Consider the following 17,905-nt stretch of genomic DNA (forward strand, 5'->3'; position numbering starts at 1 on the left):
CTCAGTGGTTCAGTCCGGGACAGGGGAGTTCATGTGGGGCACGCGATCCGTGGTCGGAGCCAGGGAGCGGGACTGAGTCACCCCGGGCGCTCCCCGCCTCTCCCGGCGGGTCCTTTCCCGTTCGCGGCACTCTTTCTCCACGCGTTCCGGAGGTTCCCATGCGTTTCGGAGGACAGGGGAACGGCGGGTCTGGGGCGCCGGCGAGGGAGGGGCCGTCGAGGGGCCGGAAAACGGCGTGGCGGAGATCAGTGATCGGCGTGGCGGAGATCAGTGATCAGGGCGATGCCGATCCGGCGCGCCGCCGGTGGCGCGAGCGGGCCAGGCCGTGGGCCGTGCGCAGCAACTCCAGGACCGCCGCCTCGGTCCGCGGCCCCGGATTCACCACGGCCAGCCAGCCCAGCGGGCCGTAGACGGGGTGTGCCATCACCGAGTCGATCACGCTGGGGTCGGCCTCGGCCTCGGACTCTGCTTCGTCCGTGGCCGTGTCACGCGGCCGGCGGCCCCTCCGGCCGACGAAGGCGTCCTTTCCCGCGAAGAGGTTCAGGCGGAAGACGCCGGGACGGTTCAGACGCGACAGTTCGTCGTCCGGATAGTCCTTCGTCACGATGGTAGCGAAGGGCTGGGTCGCCTTCGGGACCTCGCCGTCGGGCGCGTAGTAGAAGAACGCGTCACCCCAGCTGATCTCGGGTGAACCGTCACCGGGCGCGGGCCTGAGGGTGAGAACCCCGTCGAGGCCGGTGAGGAACTCGATGATCTCGTCGATGCTCATGCGTTGTAGCGTTTCATTCATGTGGTTGTGGAGACTTTTCCCCGAACATTCCGAGGTAGAGGGGTGAAAAGTCGCAAATCAGGAAATATGCGGACGGTTGATGTCGCGCGACAGGCCGGATGCTCCGTCCAGCAGGTGCGCAATCTCGAACGCGACGGCGTTCTGCCCCCGGCGGCGCGCACCGGCACGGGATACCGGATCTACGGCGAGGTCCATCTGCGTTCCGCGCTCGCCTATCGGGCCCTCGCCGAGGCCACGGGGCCCATCGAGGCCAGGAGGATCATGCGCGCGGCGCACACGCGCCCCGCCTCGGAGGTGCTCGCCCTGCTCGACGCGGCGCACGCCAGGCTCGACACGGAACGGCGGGAGCTCAGGCTGGCGAGGGAGGCCGCCGCGACGATCTCCGGAGAGACGATCGGCGACGTACGCCCCTCGGACGTCATGAGCGTCTCCGAACTCGCCGTCGCGCTCGGCGTACGCCCCTCGACATTGCGGCACTGGGACGCGGAGGGCCTCGTCGTCCCCCGCCGGGCCTCCCCGGGAGGACCGCGGCGATACTTCCCGGACGATGTCCGGGACGCGCGGATCGTCCATCAGCTACGCCTGGCCGGCCACCGCGTCGCCCCGCTCCGGGCCCTGATGCCGGAGCTGCGGCGCACCCGCCGCTGGGACGAGGTGATGGCCACGCTGGCCGCCAGGGACGCGAGCGTCGACGCCCGCTCCAGAGCCCTCCTCGACGCCGCCGCCGTGCTCGGCACGCTGATCCCGCCGACGGCGGGCGCCTCCCGGGAGACCGGCGTGGACGCGCGGGGTTGAGTCCCGGTTTTCTACTCCACGAACGGCGCTTGGTCGCTCAGTCCGATCTCGATGCGGCGCCGTAGGGCAGGATGGACGGGATGGTCCCCCAGGTCGGCGGGGGCCACCCAGCGCACCTCCCGCGCCTCGCGGGGGTCTGGCTCCATCGTGCCCCCAACCACGCGAGCCCGCAGGCAGACATTGACCGGTTGCCGCACCTCGTCGACCCTGTCCCCATGCATGTAAACGATCACGTGGTCCGGAGAGGAGAAGACGCCGACGAGACCGGTGATCTCGACTTTCAGACCGGTCTCCTCCTCGCACTCGCGGATGGCGCACTGCGCGACGGTCTCACCTTTCTTGAGGCCGCCCGTGGGGATGGTCCACAGATCGTTGTCGGTGCGCTTTAGCAACAGCACGGCGCCTTCGTCGTTTCGGACGAACACGCTCGCGGACGGCTTGCGGCTGGTCGGCTTGGGAGCGTCAGGGTCCTGCCAGTGGTCGATCCTGCGGCTGCGCTTGCTCACAGGTCACTCTCCTCCACGGGCCGCGCACCCGCCCATACCCGCTCGTAGGACTCCAGATATGTGTTGTAGTAAGCGCCGTCGATACGGCGAATGTGCAGCGTCGGTGTGTACGCCGCCAGAATCCCGTAGACGTGCACGTTGATCAGCATCTCGTCGTCGAATCTGTAGATCGAGTTGTACAGCGGGGTGTCGTGCAGACGGATCTCCACCGAGGGAGGCATGTTCTGCGTGTAGTGGGCCATCACCGCCGCGACCCGCCCGGCGACGCCGCCTCCGATACGGTGCTCGGCGTCGCGGTAACCGAGTTGTCTGCCCCTGGCATCTCCCAGGAGCAGCCTTACGCGGGCACCCGCGTTCGCCTTGGCGATGAGGGTGGGCATCCAGTCGGGGTGTTCCTCGGTGAGGAACAGACCCGCGTACGCGAGCAGGTCGATCGTGCGATCGGCGCCGCGCAGTAGTTCGGTCCACAGGTGGCGGGGGACATCGCTGCGCCGGGGATAAGTGGCCACAAGTTCGGCACCGGCCAACGAGGCACCGTTGACCGCGTCGGGCCAGAGATAACTTTCCTCTTCTCGAAGAATCGCGGCCACGCGGTAACGCGTCTTCGGGTACGGCACAGACTCGCCGCTCAGCCAGCGTTCGACGGTTTTGGTTGATACGTCAGCGGCCTCGGCGAGGCTCGCGATGTCGTGTCCCGCGCGGTGAAGCGCTCGGCGAAGGCGTTCGTTGACCACATTGCCATGTTGCCATCTTTCGACAACTTCCGACGTGTTCTCGGGAAGTAGTTGTCGGTAGATGTCTCGCAGTGTCGATGCGCTGTCCGGTCACCCACCGTCACGCTGAGGGAACAGTGAGGAATGGCCTTCCTGTGCACAGCCGACCCATCATCCATGGAAGCCGACACATGACATCTCCACAGTCGCAAGATGCCGATATCCCACAGGATCCTCCCACTCCTGCAGCGCTGGTCGAACAGCTTGTTGAAGCTGCTCAGAAGCGCGGTCTGACCGTTAAGCGGGTCGCCACCGCGATTCTGCGTTTCTCCCGGCCACCCGATTACAGCGAAGCCACCGGACTCGAAGATCAGGCGTTGGCCCGAGCGTTTTTCGCCGGACTGTCTCAGCTGGTCGTTCTGGTGAAGGACCGCCAGGCGCCACAGTTCGAAGGTGGGCCGGTTCGCTTGGCCTGGTACTGGTGGTGGCAGGGCGATCGTCTTGCTGCCTCAGGCAGGTCCGACGAAATGGAGCGTCTCGCCGACGCGACCGACATCGACGCGGCAGCCGACCGGATTGCGTACGTCCTGAGCCTTGACGGCGAGGCCACCACCATCTGAGTACCTGTGCGACCGAGAACAGGCCTGGGGTGCAGCGAAGAGAAGGTACGGCGACCACGAGGTGCAGTGTTGTGTCCGCCCTCGGACGGTGGTCCGCAGGTTGGATTCGGTAACTCCTTAGTTACGCGACAACGCGTCCAGGCAGGTGCGGAACTCCTCGGCATGGGCCTCTCCGGCGGGAAGTCGCAGGGCGAAGGCGTTGAGCTGGTCGGCGACACGGCTGGAATCGACGTCGGTGACGAGTTCGACGGCGCGCCGCGCCGTGTCGAGGGCGCCGTCGAGGTCGTCCTGGTCGAGCTGTGCGTCGGCGATGGCGGTCAGGCCGAGCACGGTGTCACGGGTGTAGTCGATGCCTCGACAGGCCATGCCCTCCTCCAGGAGGCGCACCGCGATATCCGGACGACCGAGCTGTACGAAGCCCGCGCCGACCTCGATCGTGTGGGAAGGCTGACGCATCCAGTAAATCCACGGCGGATCCTCGTCCGGGTCGCGGTGGCCCCAGTGGTCATCGGCGCGGAACAGCACCTCGACGGCTTGGCGGGACTCGCCTACGACTGCGTGGGCGCGGACCTGCCACGCGTCGAGCATGGCATGCACCGTGCGGGGCGCTCCGGGGCCGATGCGTTCGCGGGCGGTGTGCAACAGGTTGATCGCCGCCCGACCGTCTCCGGCATAGGTGTGCTGCATAGCCATGAGCGACAGAATGTAGGCGCCGGTCAGGGTATCGCCCCCAGCGGCGGAGGTACGCAGCCCGGCGTGCCAGTACCGTGCCGCGGCGGCGTGCCGGTCGCCGTCGAACGCGCACCAGCCGGCGAAGCGCAGCAGCTCCCCGGCCGCACCATAGAGGCGCCGCTTGATCTCTGAACGGTAGCGGCCACCCTGCAACAGCCGGGCTATCAGCCGTAGATCGGCCTGGGCGAGGTGCAGGCAATAGTCACCGCCGACGAGGTCATCCAGGTGCCACAGCTGGTGGATACGATTCTCGACCCAGGTTGCCACCTCGGTATCCACGGTGCCGCCGCCACTGGCGTCAATGATCTTCTCTGTGGGTACAGCGGCCCAGGCGTCTGCCAGTTCGGCAGTTTTTTTCCCCGACAGCAGGAGGAATCCTCGCCGGTCGGTGTCCGCACCCATGCACCCCACCATGATTTGTTTCGCCGTCTCAGGTATCCACGCCTGGTCCAGCGGCTCGGTCCCGTCAACCGTCAGCAACCACGACGGCCACCCAAGATTCAACACCGTCTGGGCGTCAACCCCCACCTCTGCGGCGATGGCGAGTTGCGCGGCGAGCTCAGGCACGACCTGGTAGTGCTCCCACCTGTAGACCTTCTGGCGGTGGGTGGCCATGTTCAGGCCTGACCGGCGCCGCACCAATTCGGCGACGTCGGAGAGAGTCCACCCTCGGCACTCCCGCAGATAGGTCAGAGGGTGGCGAATCAGAGGCTGATCGCTGCTCACATCGTGTCCCTTGAAGGGAGGGGGATTACAACGAGACTACGGCGAGGCCCTGTCGCGCGCCCCGGACACCCGCTTGTCTGAGATCAGAATGTAACCAGGTAAGTGCGAAGCGCAACAGGAGCATCCGGTGTGGTTGTTACCTGCTCCCCGCGCTTTTCCGGGAAGGAGCCCCGCATGATCATCCTTGCGTTCGTGGTAGCCGTCGGCAGGCGCTCATGATCCCGCTGGCGCGCGCCGAGTCCATCGAGCTCCAAGGCGATCCGGCGGACACGCCGATGGTCTTCGCAGCGATCACCGAGGCGATCGGCAAGGTCGCCGACGTCAGCGAAGCGACGGGCGACCGGCTGGATCGGCGGCTACAGGTCGGCGCCGGGGGACGCGTGCGGCTGCTGGCCGGTGCGCCGGTGCAGCCGAAAGCCGCCGCGGCTGGCACGCTCGTCGTGACGATGGTGCTGGAGGAGACAACCGGCCTGCTGCCCGACCAGGTGAGGGACATCCTGGCCGCTGTACGGCGAGTGCCGTTCACCGCGACTGAGATGAGCGCGCTACGCGACCAGATGCCGCTCACGGCTGAGCTGCCGCTGTTCGCGCCTCCGGGATGTCTGGCGCAGGTGGCGCCGGTCCTGACGGTGCATCACATGCGCGACTTCCTCGTGCTGGTGGAGGCGGTGCAGGCGATGGGGGTTGCGCCGGAGGCCATCACCGTCTTGGACAAGGGCTATCCGTACCGGCACACCGCCCGGGTGGACGCCCACCTGACCTGGCAGGGCATCGCGGTGTGGCCATGGATGCGGGCCGCGGACGCGTTGGACGACCACGCCCAGCGCGCCACCCTCCTCGGCCGCCAGGGGCTGCTGGTCGACGACGGCGGCTACACGCTGCCGGTGCTGCTGAAGCACCGCCCCGACCTGCTGCCGCACTTCACCACCGGCCTGGTCGAGCAGACAATCTCCGGCATCACGCGGCTGGAGCCGTGGCGGCAGCTGCCGCTGCCGATCTTCTCCGTCGCCCAGTCCAGGATGAAGGCCACGGTGGAGTCCTACGGCGTCGCCGACGCGGCGATCCGCAACGCCTTGCGGTTGCTGCCCGAGGAGAAGCTTGAGGGACAGCCCGCGCTGGTCATCGGGCATGGGCGCATCGGCGAGCAGATTGCTCAGGTGCTGCGGTCGCGGCGGATGCGGGTCGCCGTCCACGACCGGCAGCTGGTGCGCCTCATCGCCGCCCACGAGCAGGGCTTCGTCACCGGCCGCTGCCTGAGCACGCTGCTGCGCGAGCACCGGCCGAAGCTGATCGTCGGCAGTACCGGCCGCACCAGTGTGCGCGGTGAGCACGCCGCCGCCATCGGCGGTGACTGCTACCTGGTGGCGACGACTTCCAGGGACCGGGAGTTCGCGATCGCCGAGCTCGCCGAGGAAGCCGTAGAGATCAGCGACGTCGGCGTGCTGGGCATCCGCATGCGCCTGACTTCCGGAGCCTGCGCGACGATCGTCGGTGACGGATACCCGGTGAACTTCCACCACGCCGAGTCGCTGCCGAACGCCTACTCCGACCTGATCCTCGCCAGCCTTCTGGTGGGGGCGGCCACCCTCGCCACCCCCGGCCACGGCTTCACTGCGGGGCACAACGTCGCCGCCTCCGACCGGGTGCTGGAGTCGTGCGGCCTGCTGGAGCGCTACTACTCGCGGTTCGGTCCGAAGCTCACATGAGGACCACCGAGCAGGGGGAGCGCTACTTCACCGCCGCTGACGCAGGAGCGATGTTCGAGCCGGGCCTGGTCACCAGCAGCACGGACCGGCGCCGCGTCTGGTACGCCATCCCCGACCCGGCTGATGCAGTACGGGTGGCGCTGACCGTCGCCCGCCGCTCCTGGCTCGACGCCGTGACGGTCGTCCCCGCCGGCGCCGCCTTGGCGCAGGCGGGCCTGGCCATGGCGTTCGGCGAGCATCTGCACGAGGTACGGCGTCGCCGCGGCCTGCACGGGGCGTGCGTGACCAGTCCCCTGCCGCCGCCCCTGCCACGCTCAGGGCTGTGCAGGTTGCCGCACCTGACCACTGTCGAAGGCCCCGACGAGACATGGCGGGACGCGGTGGTGTGGGAAGTCATGACCGCCGACCGGTTTCGTGCCTGGCTCGGCCGTGACCCGGTCAGCCTCACCACGGTCGAGGAGTGGCTGCCGAAACTGCTGGCCCTGCGCGGCGCCGTCCGCGCCGGCACCCTGCCCGACACCCCGGCGGTTCGTGCGCTGCGGCAGCTCCTGCAGACCCGCTACCTGTCGATCCGGCTGGTGCTGGAGCACCCGTCGTTGTTCACATCCCTACTGTCACCCAAGGAGACACGTTGACCAACAGCTGGTTTTCGACGTCCGGCGAGGACCTGTCGGCCGGGTACGCGCGGCACATGGCTACGCTGCGCGGCGCGGTACGGCACGCACTGGTCGCCCGCGCCCTGCGCACCCACCTGCCCGCCGGCTCGCAGCAGGTCCTGGACGTCGGCGGCGGGGATGGCCACCAGGCCGCCCAGCTCGCCCGCATCGGCCACCAGGTGACGGTGCTCGACCCCGACCCGGCGATGCTCGCCCAAGCCCGGCAACGACTGGAGGGCGAATCCGCTCAGGTGCGGCAGCGCGTCCGGCTGGTGGAAGGCAGCGGCCACGAAGCGGCGGACCTGGTCGACGGCGGCTACGACCTGGTGCTGTGCCACGGCGTGCTGATGTACGTCGAGACCCCTGAGCCGTTCGTGGCCGACCTGGTGGCAGCGGCCCGGCCCGGCGGCCTGGTGTCGCTACTGATGAAGAACCGTGACGCGCTGGCCATGCGACCGGGCCTGGAAGGACGATGGGCTGACGCGCTGGCGGTGATGAACGCCCACGCCGAGACAGGCAACCTCGGAGTGACCAGCCGGGCGCATACCGCCGCCGACATCGACGCGATGCTGGCGAGCGCCGGAGCCTCCACCGCGGCCTGGTACGGGGTGCGGGCCTTCACCGACCACCTGGGCGACATCCCGGTCGGCGACAGCTTCGACACGCTCCTTGACGCCGAATGGGAAGCTGGACGCCGCGACCCCTACCGGCGCATCGCCCGCCTGCTGCACTTCATCGCGCAGGCAACCCCGCAGGACACTCCATGACGGCGGCTCCGCTGACCTTCGGCGACGTGTGGACGGCCGCCCGCGGGCACTGCACCCGGGGCTGCTTCGGCTACCACTCCACGTGGCGGCTCTTCCGGCAGGCCGGGCTGAAAGGCAACCCCCGCTGGCACGAGGACTTCTACCGCAAGGCCCTCACCGGCCGGAGGCCGAAACGGGCGTTGGTGCGCGGCTCCTCCGATGAGACCATGCCGCGCCTGCTCACCGAACTGCTCCCCGACGCGCGGATCGTGGTGACCGACATCTGCCGGACGCCGCTGACGCTCGTCAACGCCTGGGCCGATTGGTGCGGCCGGAACGTGACGACCATGTGGGCGAAGGCGCCGGAACTGGCCAACGTGTCCGGCCCCTTCGACATGATCATCACGGATGGGTTGTTGTCCCTGCTGCCCACCCCGGACGACTGGGACACGGCGCTCGCCCGCTTGGCCAACCTGCTGACCGACGACGGCATGCTGCTGTACACCACCCGCATCGCCGGCCCCGCAGGACGGCTGGAATACGACCTGCCCGGCCGCGCCGTTCAGGCGCTGGCCACCGCCGCCGGATGGCCCGGCCCGCCGGGCGAACGGCTACGGCTGGCCCGGCAACGACTGCGCGGCTCATCGCGGCCCGCCCCGTTCACCACCTCCACCCAGCTGCGCGACACCTTCTACACCGAATTCGCCCAAGTGCTCCTGTCCACCCATGCGGCTGCACCGACACTCGCGTTGGCCCTGCACCCGGCGTTCTGGGCCGGGCGAGGCAGCATATGTGTCGGCGTGGCCGCCACCCACCCAAGGAGTCGGCTGTGACACTGCCGATCAGCATCTCCGTCTACCGGCCGGGAACGGCCCTCGATGAGGAACTCGCCGCCCTCGGCTACGCCGCCATGCGAGGCTGGCCCGATCAGCGGCCGGTGACCGCTGCACTGGTGCGGTCGCGGCTGCACCCCCCGGGAGGCGCCTTCCCCACGATCATGGTCGTGGCGCGCTCAGCCACCGGCGGCCTGGCCGGGGCGGCGGCGCTGCGCCACCCCGCCGCGCCAGGCGCACCGGCCAGGCTGTGGGGGCCCGCCGTCGCCCCCGAATGGCAACGGCAAGGGCTGGGCACCTTACTGCTGAAGTACGCCGCCGATTCCCTCCCCCAGGGGATGGTCGTGCTCACCGCGGAGATCCCCGCGACCCGCGAGCACGGCTGCACGTTCTACACTCGCGCCGGGTGGTGCCCACACTCCACTGCGGCGCTGCTGAAAGCCCCCATCGCTGGCGACCTCGCCACGCTGGATGAAGACCACACGCTGGTGCGGCCGGCGGGTCCTGGCGACGCCGCAGCACTGGGCCGCCTCTACCACACGGTTCACCCCGGTCACGGGTTCGCCGTCGCACAAGACACCTACCCGCGGTGGAGCAGCGACGAGCGATTCGTCGCCGATGGCCTGCTCGTCGTCGACGGCGACGGCTCCGGTCTGCAGGCCGCGGCCCTGGTCTATCCGCTCATCCACTCCGCCCCCGCAGAACCGGCGGAGGCGCTGCTGGCCGACGTGCTGATCCACCCTGGCGCCGACCGGGCAGCCCTGGCCGGGCCGCTGATCGCTGCGGCGCTCGCCGCAGGCGCCCGCCATGACGCCGAAGTGGCCCGCGCCATCGTCCCCACCACCCACACTGAGCTGCTGGCCGATCTGCGCGCGGCCGGTCTGGCCACGGTGGAGGAGATCCGCTACTACCAGGCGCCACTGGTGCCGCACACCGAAGGAGAATTCCTGTGACGACATCGGTCCCTGTGTCTCTGCCGAAGCGCACCCTCGGCCGGTGCGGCATCACCGTGCCCGCTGTCGGCATCGGCTGCTGGGGCATCGGCGGACCGGCCGAAAACCTCGGCCTGCCGATGGGCTGGTCCACCAGCACCTCACCGGAGGTGGCCGCCGCCGGCCTGGAAACCGCGTGGCAGATGGGCGCCCGCCTGTTCGACACTGCCGACGTCTACGGGCACGGCCGCTCTGAACGCCTGCTCGGCGACCTGGTCGCGCAGGTGCCGCGCGAGGAAATCGTGCTGGTGTCCAAGGTCGGCTACTTCGCCGGCACCGCACCGCACGGCTTCGACCCCTGGCACATGCGCCACCAGCTGGAGCAGACCCTGAACAACCTGCGCACCGGCCACCTCGACGCCTACTTCCTGCACCACTCCGACTTCGGTGAAGGTGACCGGTGGCTGGAGCCTGCGGTGGAGGCGATGCGTTCCTTCCAGCGCGAAGGGCTGATCCACGCAGTCGGCATGCGAGGTCCGCACCGGTTCGCCCGCGACCGCCTCACCGTCGCCGCCGACCAACGCGGCGACAAGATCGCCCGGTTTCAGGCGGTGTTCGACACGGTGCGCCCGGACCTGCTCGCGGTCCGCGACCACCTGCTGTCCCCGGCGGCCCGCTCCGAGGGCATCTTCGCGTTCGCCGAGAAGCACAAGGTCGGCGTGCTGATCAACAAACCGCTGGCGCAGGGCCTGCTGACCGGCGCCTACGACCCTGCGGCCATGCCGCTGATCGGTCCCGGCGACCACCGCTCGCGCAAGCGGTGGTTCACCCCTGCGGCGGTCGAGGTCATCGCCGAGGGGCTGAACGAGCTGCGCGGCCTGGTCGGGTGGCGCCGCGAGGACCTGATCCATATCGCCCTGTGGGCGTGCCTGGATCGCTATGATCAGGCGGCTGTGCTTGTCGGATTCACCACTGCGGAGCAGGTGGCGATGAACCTGTCTGCGCTGGGCGCGCCCCCGCACCCCGAGGTGATCGACCAAGCCCGCACGATCATGGGGCAGGTGCAGGCCCGCCTCGACGCCCATGGGGAGGTCTTCACCGACGAGACGGTGAGGGAACGCCAATGAGCGGCGACGACCGCCAGCAGCTCAGCATCCTGCAGGCGGGAGAGCACTATGCCCGCCCCGGCCAGGTGCGCGTCCTGACGCTCAACGTGCAGCACGCCAACCCCGCCCGGTCCCGGCGGCAAGCCGACTGGCTCGCCGCCCAGGACGCCGACGTCGTCGTGCTGACGGAGGTCACGCCTGGAGCACACGCCATAACTCAAGCGCTGGGCGAGCACGGGTTCAGCGTGCATCTGGGCGACGGCGGCGCGGACTATCTGACGGTCGTCGCCTCCCGCATCGGCAAACAGGAACCGGCCCCGCAGATTCGTCCCGGCCATCTGCCGCACCGGTGCGCCGCCATCCGCCTCCACCTCGACGACGGATCCAGCATCGGCGTGGTCGGCCTGTACGTGCCCTCCCGCGGTCCCCAGCAGCGCCGCAACGTCGACAAACGCCTGTTTCAAGACGCGGTGACGGAACTGCTGCCCGCCCTGGCCGACGACCTCGCGGTGACCGGCCCGATCGTCATCGCTGGAGACCTCAACGTCGTCGAGCGGGGCCACAAGCCGCATCACGCGGTGTTCGGCAACTGGGAGTACACCTTCTACGACGCGTTCGCCGCCGCCGGATACGGCGACGCGTTCCGCCGCCACCACCCCGACCTGGACGATTACTCCTGGTACGGGCGCCGCAGCGGCGAAGGCTACCGATTCGATCACCTGTTCTGCTCCCCGGTCGGCGCGGTCATCGACTGCCGCTACGTGCACGAGCCCCGCACCTCGGGGCTCAGCGACCACGCGGCGATGACCGCGACCATCACCCTGCCCACCGGCACGCCCTAACCCCTTTTTTCACCGCGCAGCCCTGAGCGCCCCCTGAGGCGCCACAGGGCGGGTTCGTCATGCCCTCATCCACGTATCTCAGTACGGAGGCTTCGCATGCCCCCCACCATCAGCGCCAGCCACAGCCTGCTCCTGGAGGCCATCGGCCGGCTCAGGCTCACCTCACTGACCCCCGCCCAGCAGCAGGCGATCCACGACATCCCCCGCAGCCAGCCCAACGCGCTGCGCGACACCATCGTCAGCCTCCTGCCCGGCCGTAACGTCGTGCTCACCGGCACGCTGGAGCGGCGCCTACTCGCTGTCAGCACCGGCCGGCCCGGCGCGTGGCTGCTGGCCGACCTGTCCGGGCAGCCGCACGAAACACGCGTCTGGCCCGACTGGGCCACCCAACACGTGCACCTGGACACCCCCGGCGCGTGGATCAGCCACGCCGTCCTGGCCCCGGCCGCCGTAACCCGGCTGACCCGGCCCCGTATCCTGCTCGCCGCCCTGTACCGGCCGGAGTATTTCCCGTTGCCACGCTTCCCGCTGGCGATCTCCGATCTGGCGCGGGCAGCCCGCTCCACTCTGTCAGGCCGGGTCGACCTGATGGACATGCAGCTCAGCGTCACCCTGGACGACGTCATCAACGCGGTCAGCACCAAGCAGCCCGACATCCTCGGCATCAGCGCGACGTTCGGCCAGCACGATCTGATGATCCGCCTGCTGGACGCCGTCCAGGGCAAGGTGCCGCTGATCCTGGCTGGCGGCAGCCTGACCGTCCGCAACGAGGCGCTGCTGCTGGAGAAGTATCCGGAGCTGCTCGTTGCCCGCGCCGCCGGCGAGCCGACCATCCGCGACGTCATCGCGCACTGGCACGGCGACCTCGAGCGCGACCAGGTTCACGGCATCGGCTACGTCGGCGCGGCGCGCGGCGGCGCGATGGCCGTCGGCTGGCGCCGCACCGCGGCGGTGCCCAACCGCGACGCCGACGACTTCTTCCCCGAGCTGGACCTGCTGCAGGACACCTTCGCCCACCAGGGGGTGATGCAGTTGGAGACGACCCGCGGCTGTACCAGCCAGTGCTCGTTCTGCCCGCGCGGCCATAAAGGGATGTGGGCGGGCGGCGCCCCTGAGCAGCTGCCGTGGATGCTGGAGGCGCTGAAGGAGGAGTTCGACCGCCACCCCGACCTCTCCCGCACCCTGTACCTGGTGGACGAGGAGGCCATCGGACACGGCGACGACGCCGTTCCGCGGGCACTAGCCGTCGCCGCCGAGATCACCAAAGCGGGTTTCAAGTGGGAGACGTCGTGCCGCATCGACCAGGTCGTCCACCCCGGCCACGACCGGGAGTGGCACATTGAGCGGGCCGAGATGTGGCGGGCTCTCGTCCGCGACGGGCTACGCCGCATGCTGTTCGGGGTGGAGTCCGGCGTCACCTCCATCCTGCGGAGATTCAACAAGGAAACCACCGGCGAGCAGAACGCGGTCGCGATCCGCACCTTGTCGGCGCTCGGCGTGCCGACGCGCTTCACGTACATCACTTTCGATCAGCTGATGAGCCTGGAAGAGCTGCACGCCACGCACGCCTTCCAGGGGCGGACGGATCTGCTGTTGCGTCCGATGCCGCACTTGAGTGCTGAGGAGATCGTCGACGGTGTCCGTAATCCGTCGTTCGTCGCCGAGCACAGTGCCGGTCGGCCGTTCTACACCGGCATCTCCTACATGCTGGTGTCGATGGAGCCGCTGGTGGGTGCCGCATACACTCGCATGCTTCAGAGTGCAGGCCTGGCGGGGACGGTGCGCCCGTCGATGGGCCGCATCGACGCTCGTTTCGCCGACCCGCGTATCGGCGTCTGCTCCGAGCGGGCACAGCTGTGGGTCGACCGGAACTTCGCGCTGGACTACACGCTGAAGTCCCTGGAGAAGGTGCTGGACGGTGAGCCACGCCGCGAGGTTCGTGCGGCCCGGGTCGTCATCAAGGACGCCGCGTACGCCGTCTTCACCCGCATGCTCGACCTCATCGACGAGCATCCCGGCCCGGTGCAGCTGAGGCAGCTCATCATCCGGCTGGACGCGATGCTGGACGAGCAGGTCGAGGTGCTGCGCAGCCGCATGGCCGCCACCGTGCCAGGAGTCGTCGCGGCGTTGCCATCGCAGGCCGCCGACCGGCTCGTCCACGAGCACAGCCGGTGGGCGGCCACGACAGGCTGGACATTGATCAACGCGGCTGATCCGTGTGGGACCTGAGCCGCTGCAGGTCAGGCAGGCTCAGAGATCGGCACCCAGTTGAACTCGGGGCAGTATCGGGAGTATGTGGCCAGCTTCCAGGCCGCGTACTCCCGCGTCCGGCCGGTGGCGCGCAGCAGGTGTTTGACCCAGGTGTGGGCGATCCGTTCCCGTCGGCTCATGCCGGTGTCGATCTCGTCGAGCATGCGGCACGCGACCACGAAGTCCTCCTCGGTCAGCGCCGACAGGTCGATCTCGACGCCGTCGACCTCGAAGGAGAACACCAGTCGGGTGGTGGTGAACCGGGTGAGACGCTCGCCCTTGAACGCCGCATGCGGGGCGAGCGCCGCTGTCAGCTCCTCGCGGCCGGCGACCGGGTAGCCGATTCCCAGATCCAGATCACTGGTCTCCAGGTTGAGCTGGATCCCGAAGGAGCCGACGTCACGCGGCGTGTGCCCGGTCCAGGACTCGACAAGGCGGGCCGCCGTGGCGCGGACCCGCAGGAGTCGCTCATCCTCCGCGCGCCGTGCCTGCCAGAACGCCTCGGCTCGGCGGAACTCCTTGGCGTCGAAGGACTCGGGAACAGCCCACCCCGAGGCCAGGACGGCCTCAAGATCGAGGCTCGTCGCCGTTCCATCCGCAGAGATCGTTTGTTCGGTCATCGACCCAGCGTAGTAACAGCGGCATCGCGCGCCTCGGGAGTTCCCGCATTTCCCATGGGGCTCCTGGTGTCGGAGCCTCAGGGGCGGAGCGGATCCTTGTCGGCGGGGGAGAGGTCGCTGGGCCAGAGCCGGTAGACGTTGAGACGGGTCTCGTAGTACTTGTCCGTCTCCCCGACCCACTGCATGCCGATGCGCTTGGCCGTCGCTGCGCCGCGGTCGTTGTTCACCCGGACGACCGCGACCAGCTCGTGGGCGCCGATGGAGAACGCCCAGGCGGCCAGGGCGCGGCCGGCCTCGGTGGCGTAGCCCTTTCCCCAGGCGTCGGGGGAGAGCTGCCAGCCGATCTCGATGTCCTCCTCGTCGGGAGGCAGGTAGCGCAGGGAGAGGCCGCCGACGACCCGCTGGTCGGAGTTGCGGACGATCGCCCACCGGCCCAGCGGTGGCGTGAGGGTGCTGCGGTTACGGTCCCACGACTCCAGCGTGGCCCGCATCGCCTGCTCGCCCTCGAGCTGCGTCATCGCGGGGGAGAGCCATCGGGTGACCTCGGGGGCACCGTAGATGGCGAGGGCCTCGGCGGCGTCGTCGGGACTCCAGTCACGCACCGTGAGGCGGGCGGTGGTCAGTAGGGCCATGTTTTCCTCTCCCTGACGAGTTGACCGGCCATACGGCGACGAGAGGACGCCGACCTGGAGAAATATCGGTTTCTTGCTGGAAATATCCGACGTATTGCACTTGTGAGAGTACGCCTATTCACCGGGTAGCGGCGAAGCAGGGCGGGGATAGCCGGGACGTCTCCCTGGTGTCTCCAGAAAAGGAGGGTGGGCGTCACCCGCCGTGACCGCCCACGCTCTCCCGGGGGAGGGCGCGGGAAAGGGGGATCGGCCCGCCCTCGGAGCCGGGAGACGGCAGGGAGGAACGGCCCGCCTCTCCAGGACGGGAGGAGGACGCCGGATCGGCCTCAGCCCTCCAGGGCGTATCGCATCACCCGGAACTTGGCCTCGGCCTCGGCGAGCTCGGAGGCGGGATCGGAGTCGCCCATGATGCCGCAGCCGGCGAACAGCCGGGCGGTGGGGCCCTCGATCTGGGCGCAGCGCAGCGCGATGCCCCACTCACCGTCGCCCCGCGCGTCGATCCAGCCCACCGGGCCCGCGTACCCGGCGCGGTTCATGCCCTCCAGTTCGCGGATGACGCCGAGAGCCGCTCCCGTGGGAGTGCCGCCGACGGCGGCGGTCGGGTGCATGGCCGCCACCACGTCAAGGACCGAGGCCCCGTCCGACAGCCGTCCCCGCACCGGGCTGGCCAGGTGCTGGACGTTGGAGAGCACCAGGAGTTCGGGCTCCTCGGGGATCTTCAGTTCGGCGCAGAGCGGGTCGAGCGCCTCGCGCACCGAGGCGACCGCGCAGGCGTGCTCGTAGCGGTTCTTCTCCGAGGCGAACAGGGCCGTGCCGCGCGCCACGTCGTCGGCCTCGTCGGCGCCCCGCGGGATCGTGCCGGCGAGCACCAGGGACTCGACGGTCTCCCCGGCGCGCCGGACCAGTAGTTCGGGCGTGGCGCCGACCAGCCCCGCGCAGGAGAAGGTGTAGCACTCCGGGTAGCGTCCGGACAGGCGGGCGAGCAGCAGCCGGACGTCGATCGGACGCTCCGCGACGGCGGTCAGGTCGCGGGCGAGCACGGTCTTCTCCAGCCGGCCCGACCTGATACGCCGGACGGCCCTGGCCACGGCGTGCTCCCACTCGGGCGCGGTCAGGCTGCCGTCGCCGTAACGGATCCTGCCAGGGGCGCGGAGTGGGGTGACCGCGTCGAGCCGCCGCTCGCCGACGGTGGTCAGCCAGGCGCGGCCGTCGCGGCGGGCGAGGATGGTCTGGGGGACGACGAGAACCGAGCCGCGCGCCTCCGGATCGAAGGTGAAGGAGCCGAAGGCGACGGGACCCGAGCCGGGCGCCGTCACGTCGTCGTCGACGTGCGCCTCACCGAAGAGGCCCGACAGCCGTTCGCGGGCCCAGTCGAAACGGCCCGGACCGGGCGGCACGGTCAGGCGGACGGCCTCGCCCCAGGCGACGAGGCCCTCTCCGCGTCTCACCCAGGCGTAGGGGGCGGCCTCGGGCAGTCGGGTGAACAGGTCACCGGGGTCGTCGATGGGGGTGGTCGTCACCACGAGAGGACGGGTTGATCCGAGCGCTACACTCACCTCCGCCACTCTATGCGGGGAACTGAACGTGTTCGACGGCAGTATGCCCGCCAGCACATCCGCCACGCGCTGTCAAGAAAACCAAGGCACTCGGTCAACAGACTCTACCGTCCTGGCCTGCGGTGATACATCCGAAGCAGACGCGATCTCTCAGCGGAGGTGTCATGCTTCGCACGACTGTGACAGCACTCACAGGGCTGGCCGCCCTCATGACCGCCTGGGCGCCCCCGGCCGGAGCCACCCGGACGGCGGAGCCCTGGCGGCCGGTGGTCATGGCCGCGCTCGGCGACTCCATCAGCGCGGGGTTCAACGCCTGCGGCTGGTATCTCACCTGCGCCTCACGCTCCTGGTCCACCGGTGACCATCCGAGCGTCCAGAGTCAGTACGTGAGGCTGCGGGCCGCGGACGTGGTCGCCGGGAGCAAAGTGAACCTCGCCGTCCCCGGTTCCACCAGCGCCGACCTCGCCGGGCAGGTGGCCCGGGCGGTCAGCCGGCGTGCCGACTACGTGACGGTGCTGATCGGCGCCCAGGACGCCTGCGTGTCCGCCGAACGGCTGATGACCCCCGTGGCCGTCTACGAGAGGCGGGTGGCCGAGGCCCTGGCGCTGTTCCGTGCCGGGCGGCCCGGCGGCCGGGTGTTCGTGGCGAGCATCCCCGACCTCAAGCGGCTGTGGCAGATCGGCAGGAAGAACCCGGTTGCGCGCGGGTTCTGGGCGGTGGGCCGGATCTGCCCCACCATGCTGGCGCGGCCCACCTCGACCTCGGTGGCCGACCAGGCGCGCCGTGACCGCGTGCGCGCCAGGGTGGCCGACTACAACGCCGCGCTCGCCAGGGTCTGCGCGGCGTACGGCCCCGCCTGCAGGTTCGACGGCAACGAGGTCTTCAGGCAGCGCTTCACGACCGGACACCTGAGCAAGTGGGACTTCTTCCACCCCAACGCCGCGGGCCAGAAGCTGATCGCGGAGAAGACCTACGCGATGATGCGCGACTGGCTCACCGAGGACGACACAGCGGGCGACACCGGGCCCGTCCCGGCCCCGGCCCCCGTTCTTTGATCTGGGCACCCTCCGGCGCCGTGCGCGCCTCCGTTGCGCACGGCGCCGGGTCTCCCTCGTGGCCGGTCCGTTTCGGGGGAGGTGAGGCG

The 17,905-nt window shown here is 69.6% G+C and carries 18 protein-coding genes; 11 read left to right on the top strand and 7 right to left on the bottom strand.

The window, feature by feature from the left end:
* Positions 1-274: 274 nt before the first annotated feature.
* Complete coding sequence (locus ABT352_RS24200; RefSeq protein WP_350947181.1) at positions 275-769, bottom strand: DUF6194 family protein; 495 nt, start codon at positions 767-769, stop codon at positions 275-277.
* An 87-nt stretch (positions 770-856) separates the two neighbouring features.
* On the opposite strand from ABT352_RS24200, the gene ABT352_RS24205 reads away from it, so the two are divergent.
* Entirely contained in the window at positions 857-1,585 is a 729-nt protein-coding gene (locus tag ABT352_RS24205) for a MerR family transcriptional regulator (protein ID WP_350947182.1), read from the top strand.
* An 11-nt stretch (positions 1,586-1,596) separates the two neighbouring features.
* On the opposite strand, the gene ABT352_RS24210 is transcribed toward ABT352_RS24205, so the two are convergent.
* A complete protein-coding gene (locus ABT352_RS24210) occupies positions 1,597-2,091 on the bottom strand; it encodes an NUDIX domain-containing protein (RefSeq protein WP_350947183.1) in 495 nt (164 codons plus the stop codon).
* Positions 2,088-2,825 (bottom strand): helix-turn-helix domain-containing protein, encoded by a 738-nt coding sequence (locus ABT352_RS24215; protein WP_350947184.1) that lies wholly within the window; start codon positions 2,823-2,825, stop codon positions 2,088-2,090. Before ABT352_RS24215 ends, ABT352_RS24210 begins: the two co-directional genes overlap by 4 nt.
* A gap of 170 nt (positions 2,826-2,995) precedes the next feature.
* Between ABT352_RS24215 and ABT352_RS24220 the strand changes: the two genes are divergently transcribed.
* Positions 2,996-3,424: a hypothetical protein gene (locus ABT352_RS24220; RefSeq protein ID WP_350947185.1), complete on the top strand. Its 429-nt coding sequence runs from the start codon at positions 2,996-2,998 to the stop codon at positions 3,422-3,424.
* 117 nt (positions 3,425-3,541) lie between these two features.
* Here ABT352_RS24220 and ABT352_RS24225 read toward each other — a convergent pair whose 3' ends face one another.
* Positions 3,542-4,882: an NsdA family TPR-like regulatory protein gene (locus ABT352_RS24225; protein WP_350947186.1), complete on the bottom strand. Its 1,341-nt coding sequence runs from the start codon at positions 4,880-4,882 to the stop codon at positions 3,542-3,544.
* Between the two features lie 215 nt (positions 4,883-5,097).
* Between ABT352_RS24225 and ABT352_RS24230 the strand changes: the two genes are divergently transcribed.
* The 8 genes from ABT352_RS24230 (at position 5,098) to ABT352_RS24265 (ending at position 13,932) form a co-directional block, all read left to right on the top strand.
* Positions 5,098-6,588, top strand: coding sequence for a Rossmann-fold NAD(P)-binding domain-containing protein (locus ABT352_RS24230; RefSeq protein ID WP_350947187.1), 1,491 nt, complete (start codon positions 5,098-5,100; stop codon positions 6,586-6,588).
* Entirely contained in the window at positions 6,585-7,223 is a 639-nt protein-coding gene (locus tag ABT352_RS24235; protein WP_350947188.1) for a hypothetical protein, read from the top strand. The genes ABT352_RS24230 and ABT352_RS24235 overlap by 4 nt, the downstream gene beginning before the upstream one ends.
* The gene (locus tag ABT352_RS24240) at positions 7,220-8,011 is read left to right on the top strand and encodes a methyltransferase domain-containing protein (RefSeq protein WP_350947189.1); all 792 of its coding nucleotides are present in this window, start codon (positions 7,220-7,222) and stop codon (positions 8,009-8,011) included. The genes ABT352_RS24235 and ABT352_RS24240 overlap by 4 nt, the downstream gene beginning before the upstream one ends.
* A complete protein-coding gene (locus tag ABT352_RS24245) occupies positions 8,008-8,823 on the top strand; it encodes a class I SAM-dependent methyltransferase (RefSeq protein WP_350947190.1) in 816 nt (271 codons plus the stop codon). The genes ABT352_RS24240 and ABT352_RS24245 overlap by 4 nt, the downstream gene beginning before the upstream one ends.
* Entirely contained in the window at positions 8,820-9,776 is a 957-nt protein-coding gene (locus tag ABT352_RS24250; protein WP_350947191.1) for a GNAT family N-acetyltransferase, read from the top strand. The genes ABT352_RS24245 and ABT352_RS24250 overlap by 4 nt, the downstream gene beginning before the upstream one ends.
* Positions 9,773-10,882: an aldo/keto reductase gene (locus tag ABT352_RS24255; RefSeq protein ID WP_350947192.1), complete on the top strand. Its 1,110-nt coding sequence runs from the start codon at positions 9,773-9,775 to the stop codon at positions 10,880-10,882. Before ABT352_RS24250 ends, ABT352_RS24255 begins: the two co-directional genes overlap by 4 nt.
* Positions 10,879-11,703, top strand: a complete 825-nt coding sequence (locus ABT352_RS24260; protein ID WP_350947193.1) for an endonuclease/exonuclease/phosphatase family protein — start codon at positions 10,879-10,881, stop codon at positions 11,701-11,703. Before ABT352_RS24255 ends, ABT352_RS24260 begins: the two co-directional genes overlap by 4 nt.
* A 96-nt stretch (positions 11,704-11,799) precedes the next feature.
* Positions 11,800-13,932, top strand: coding sequence for a B12-binding domain-containing radical SAM protein (locus tag ABT352_RS24265; protein WP_350947194.1), 2,133 nt, complete (start codon positions 11,800-11,802; stop codon positions 13,930-13,932).
* An 11-nt stretch (positions 13,933-13,943) separates the two neighbouring features.
* Here the strand turns inward: ABT352_RS24265 and ABT352_RS24270 are convergent, their stop codons facing one another.
* From ABT352_RS24270 to ABT352_RS24280, 3 genes are all read right to left on the bottom strand, one after another.
* A complete protein-coding gene (locus ABT352_RS24270; protein ID WP_350947195.1) occupies positions 13,944-14,573 on the bottom strand; it encodes a hypothetical protein in 630 nt (209 codons plus the stop codon).
* A 77-nt stretch (positions 14,574-14,650) separates the two neighbouring features.
* Positions 14,651-15,205 (bottom strand): GNAT family N-acetyltransferase, encoded by a 555-nt coding sequence (locus tag ABT352_RS24275; protein ID WP_350947196.1) that lies wholly within the window; start codon positions 15,203-15,205, stop codon positions 14,651-14,653.
* 326 nt (positions 15,206-15,531) lie between these two features.
* Positions 15,532-16,761: an isochorismate synthase gene (locus ABT352_RS24280; protein WP_350947197.1), complete on the bottom strand. Its 1,230-nt coding sequence runs from the start codon at positions 16,759-16,761 to the stop codon at positions 15,532-15,534.
* A gap of 179 nt (positions 16,762-16,940) precedes the next feature.
* Between ABT352_RS24280 and ABT352_RS24285 the strand changes: the two genes are divergently transcribed.
* Positions 16,941-17,816: an SGNH/GDSL hydrolase family protein gene (locus ABT352_RS24285; RefSeq protein WP_350947198.1), complete on the top strand. Its 876-nt coding sequence runs from the start codon at positions 16,941-16,943 to the stop codon at positions 17,814-17,816.
* The last annotated feature ends 89 nt before the right edge of the window (positions 17,817-17,905 follow it).

The organism is Streptosporangium sp. NPDC000563 (assembly GCF_040299985.1).
Taxonomy (GTDB): domain Bacteria; phylum Actinomycetota; class Actinomycetes; order Streptosporangiales; family Streptosporangiaceae; genus Streptosporangium.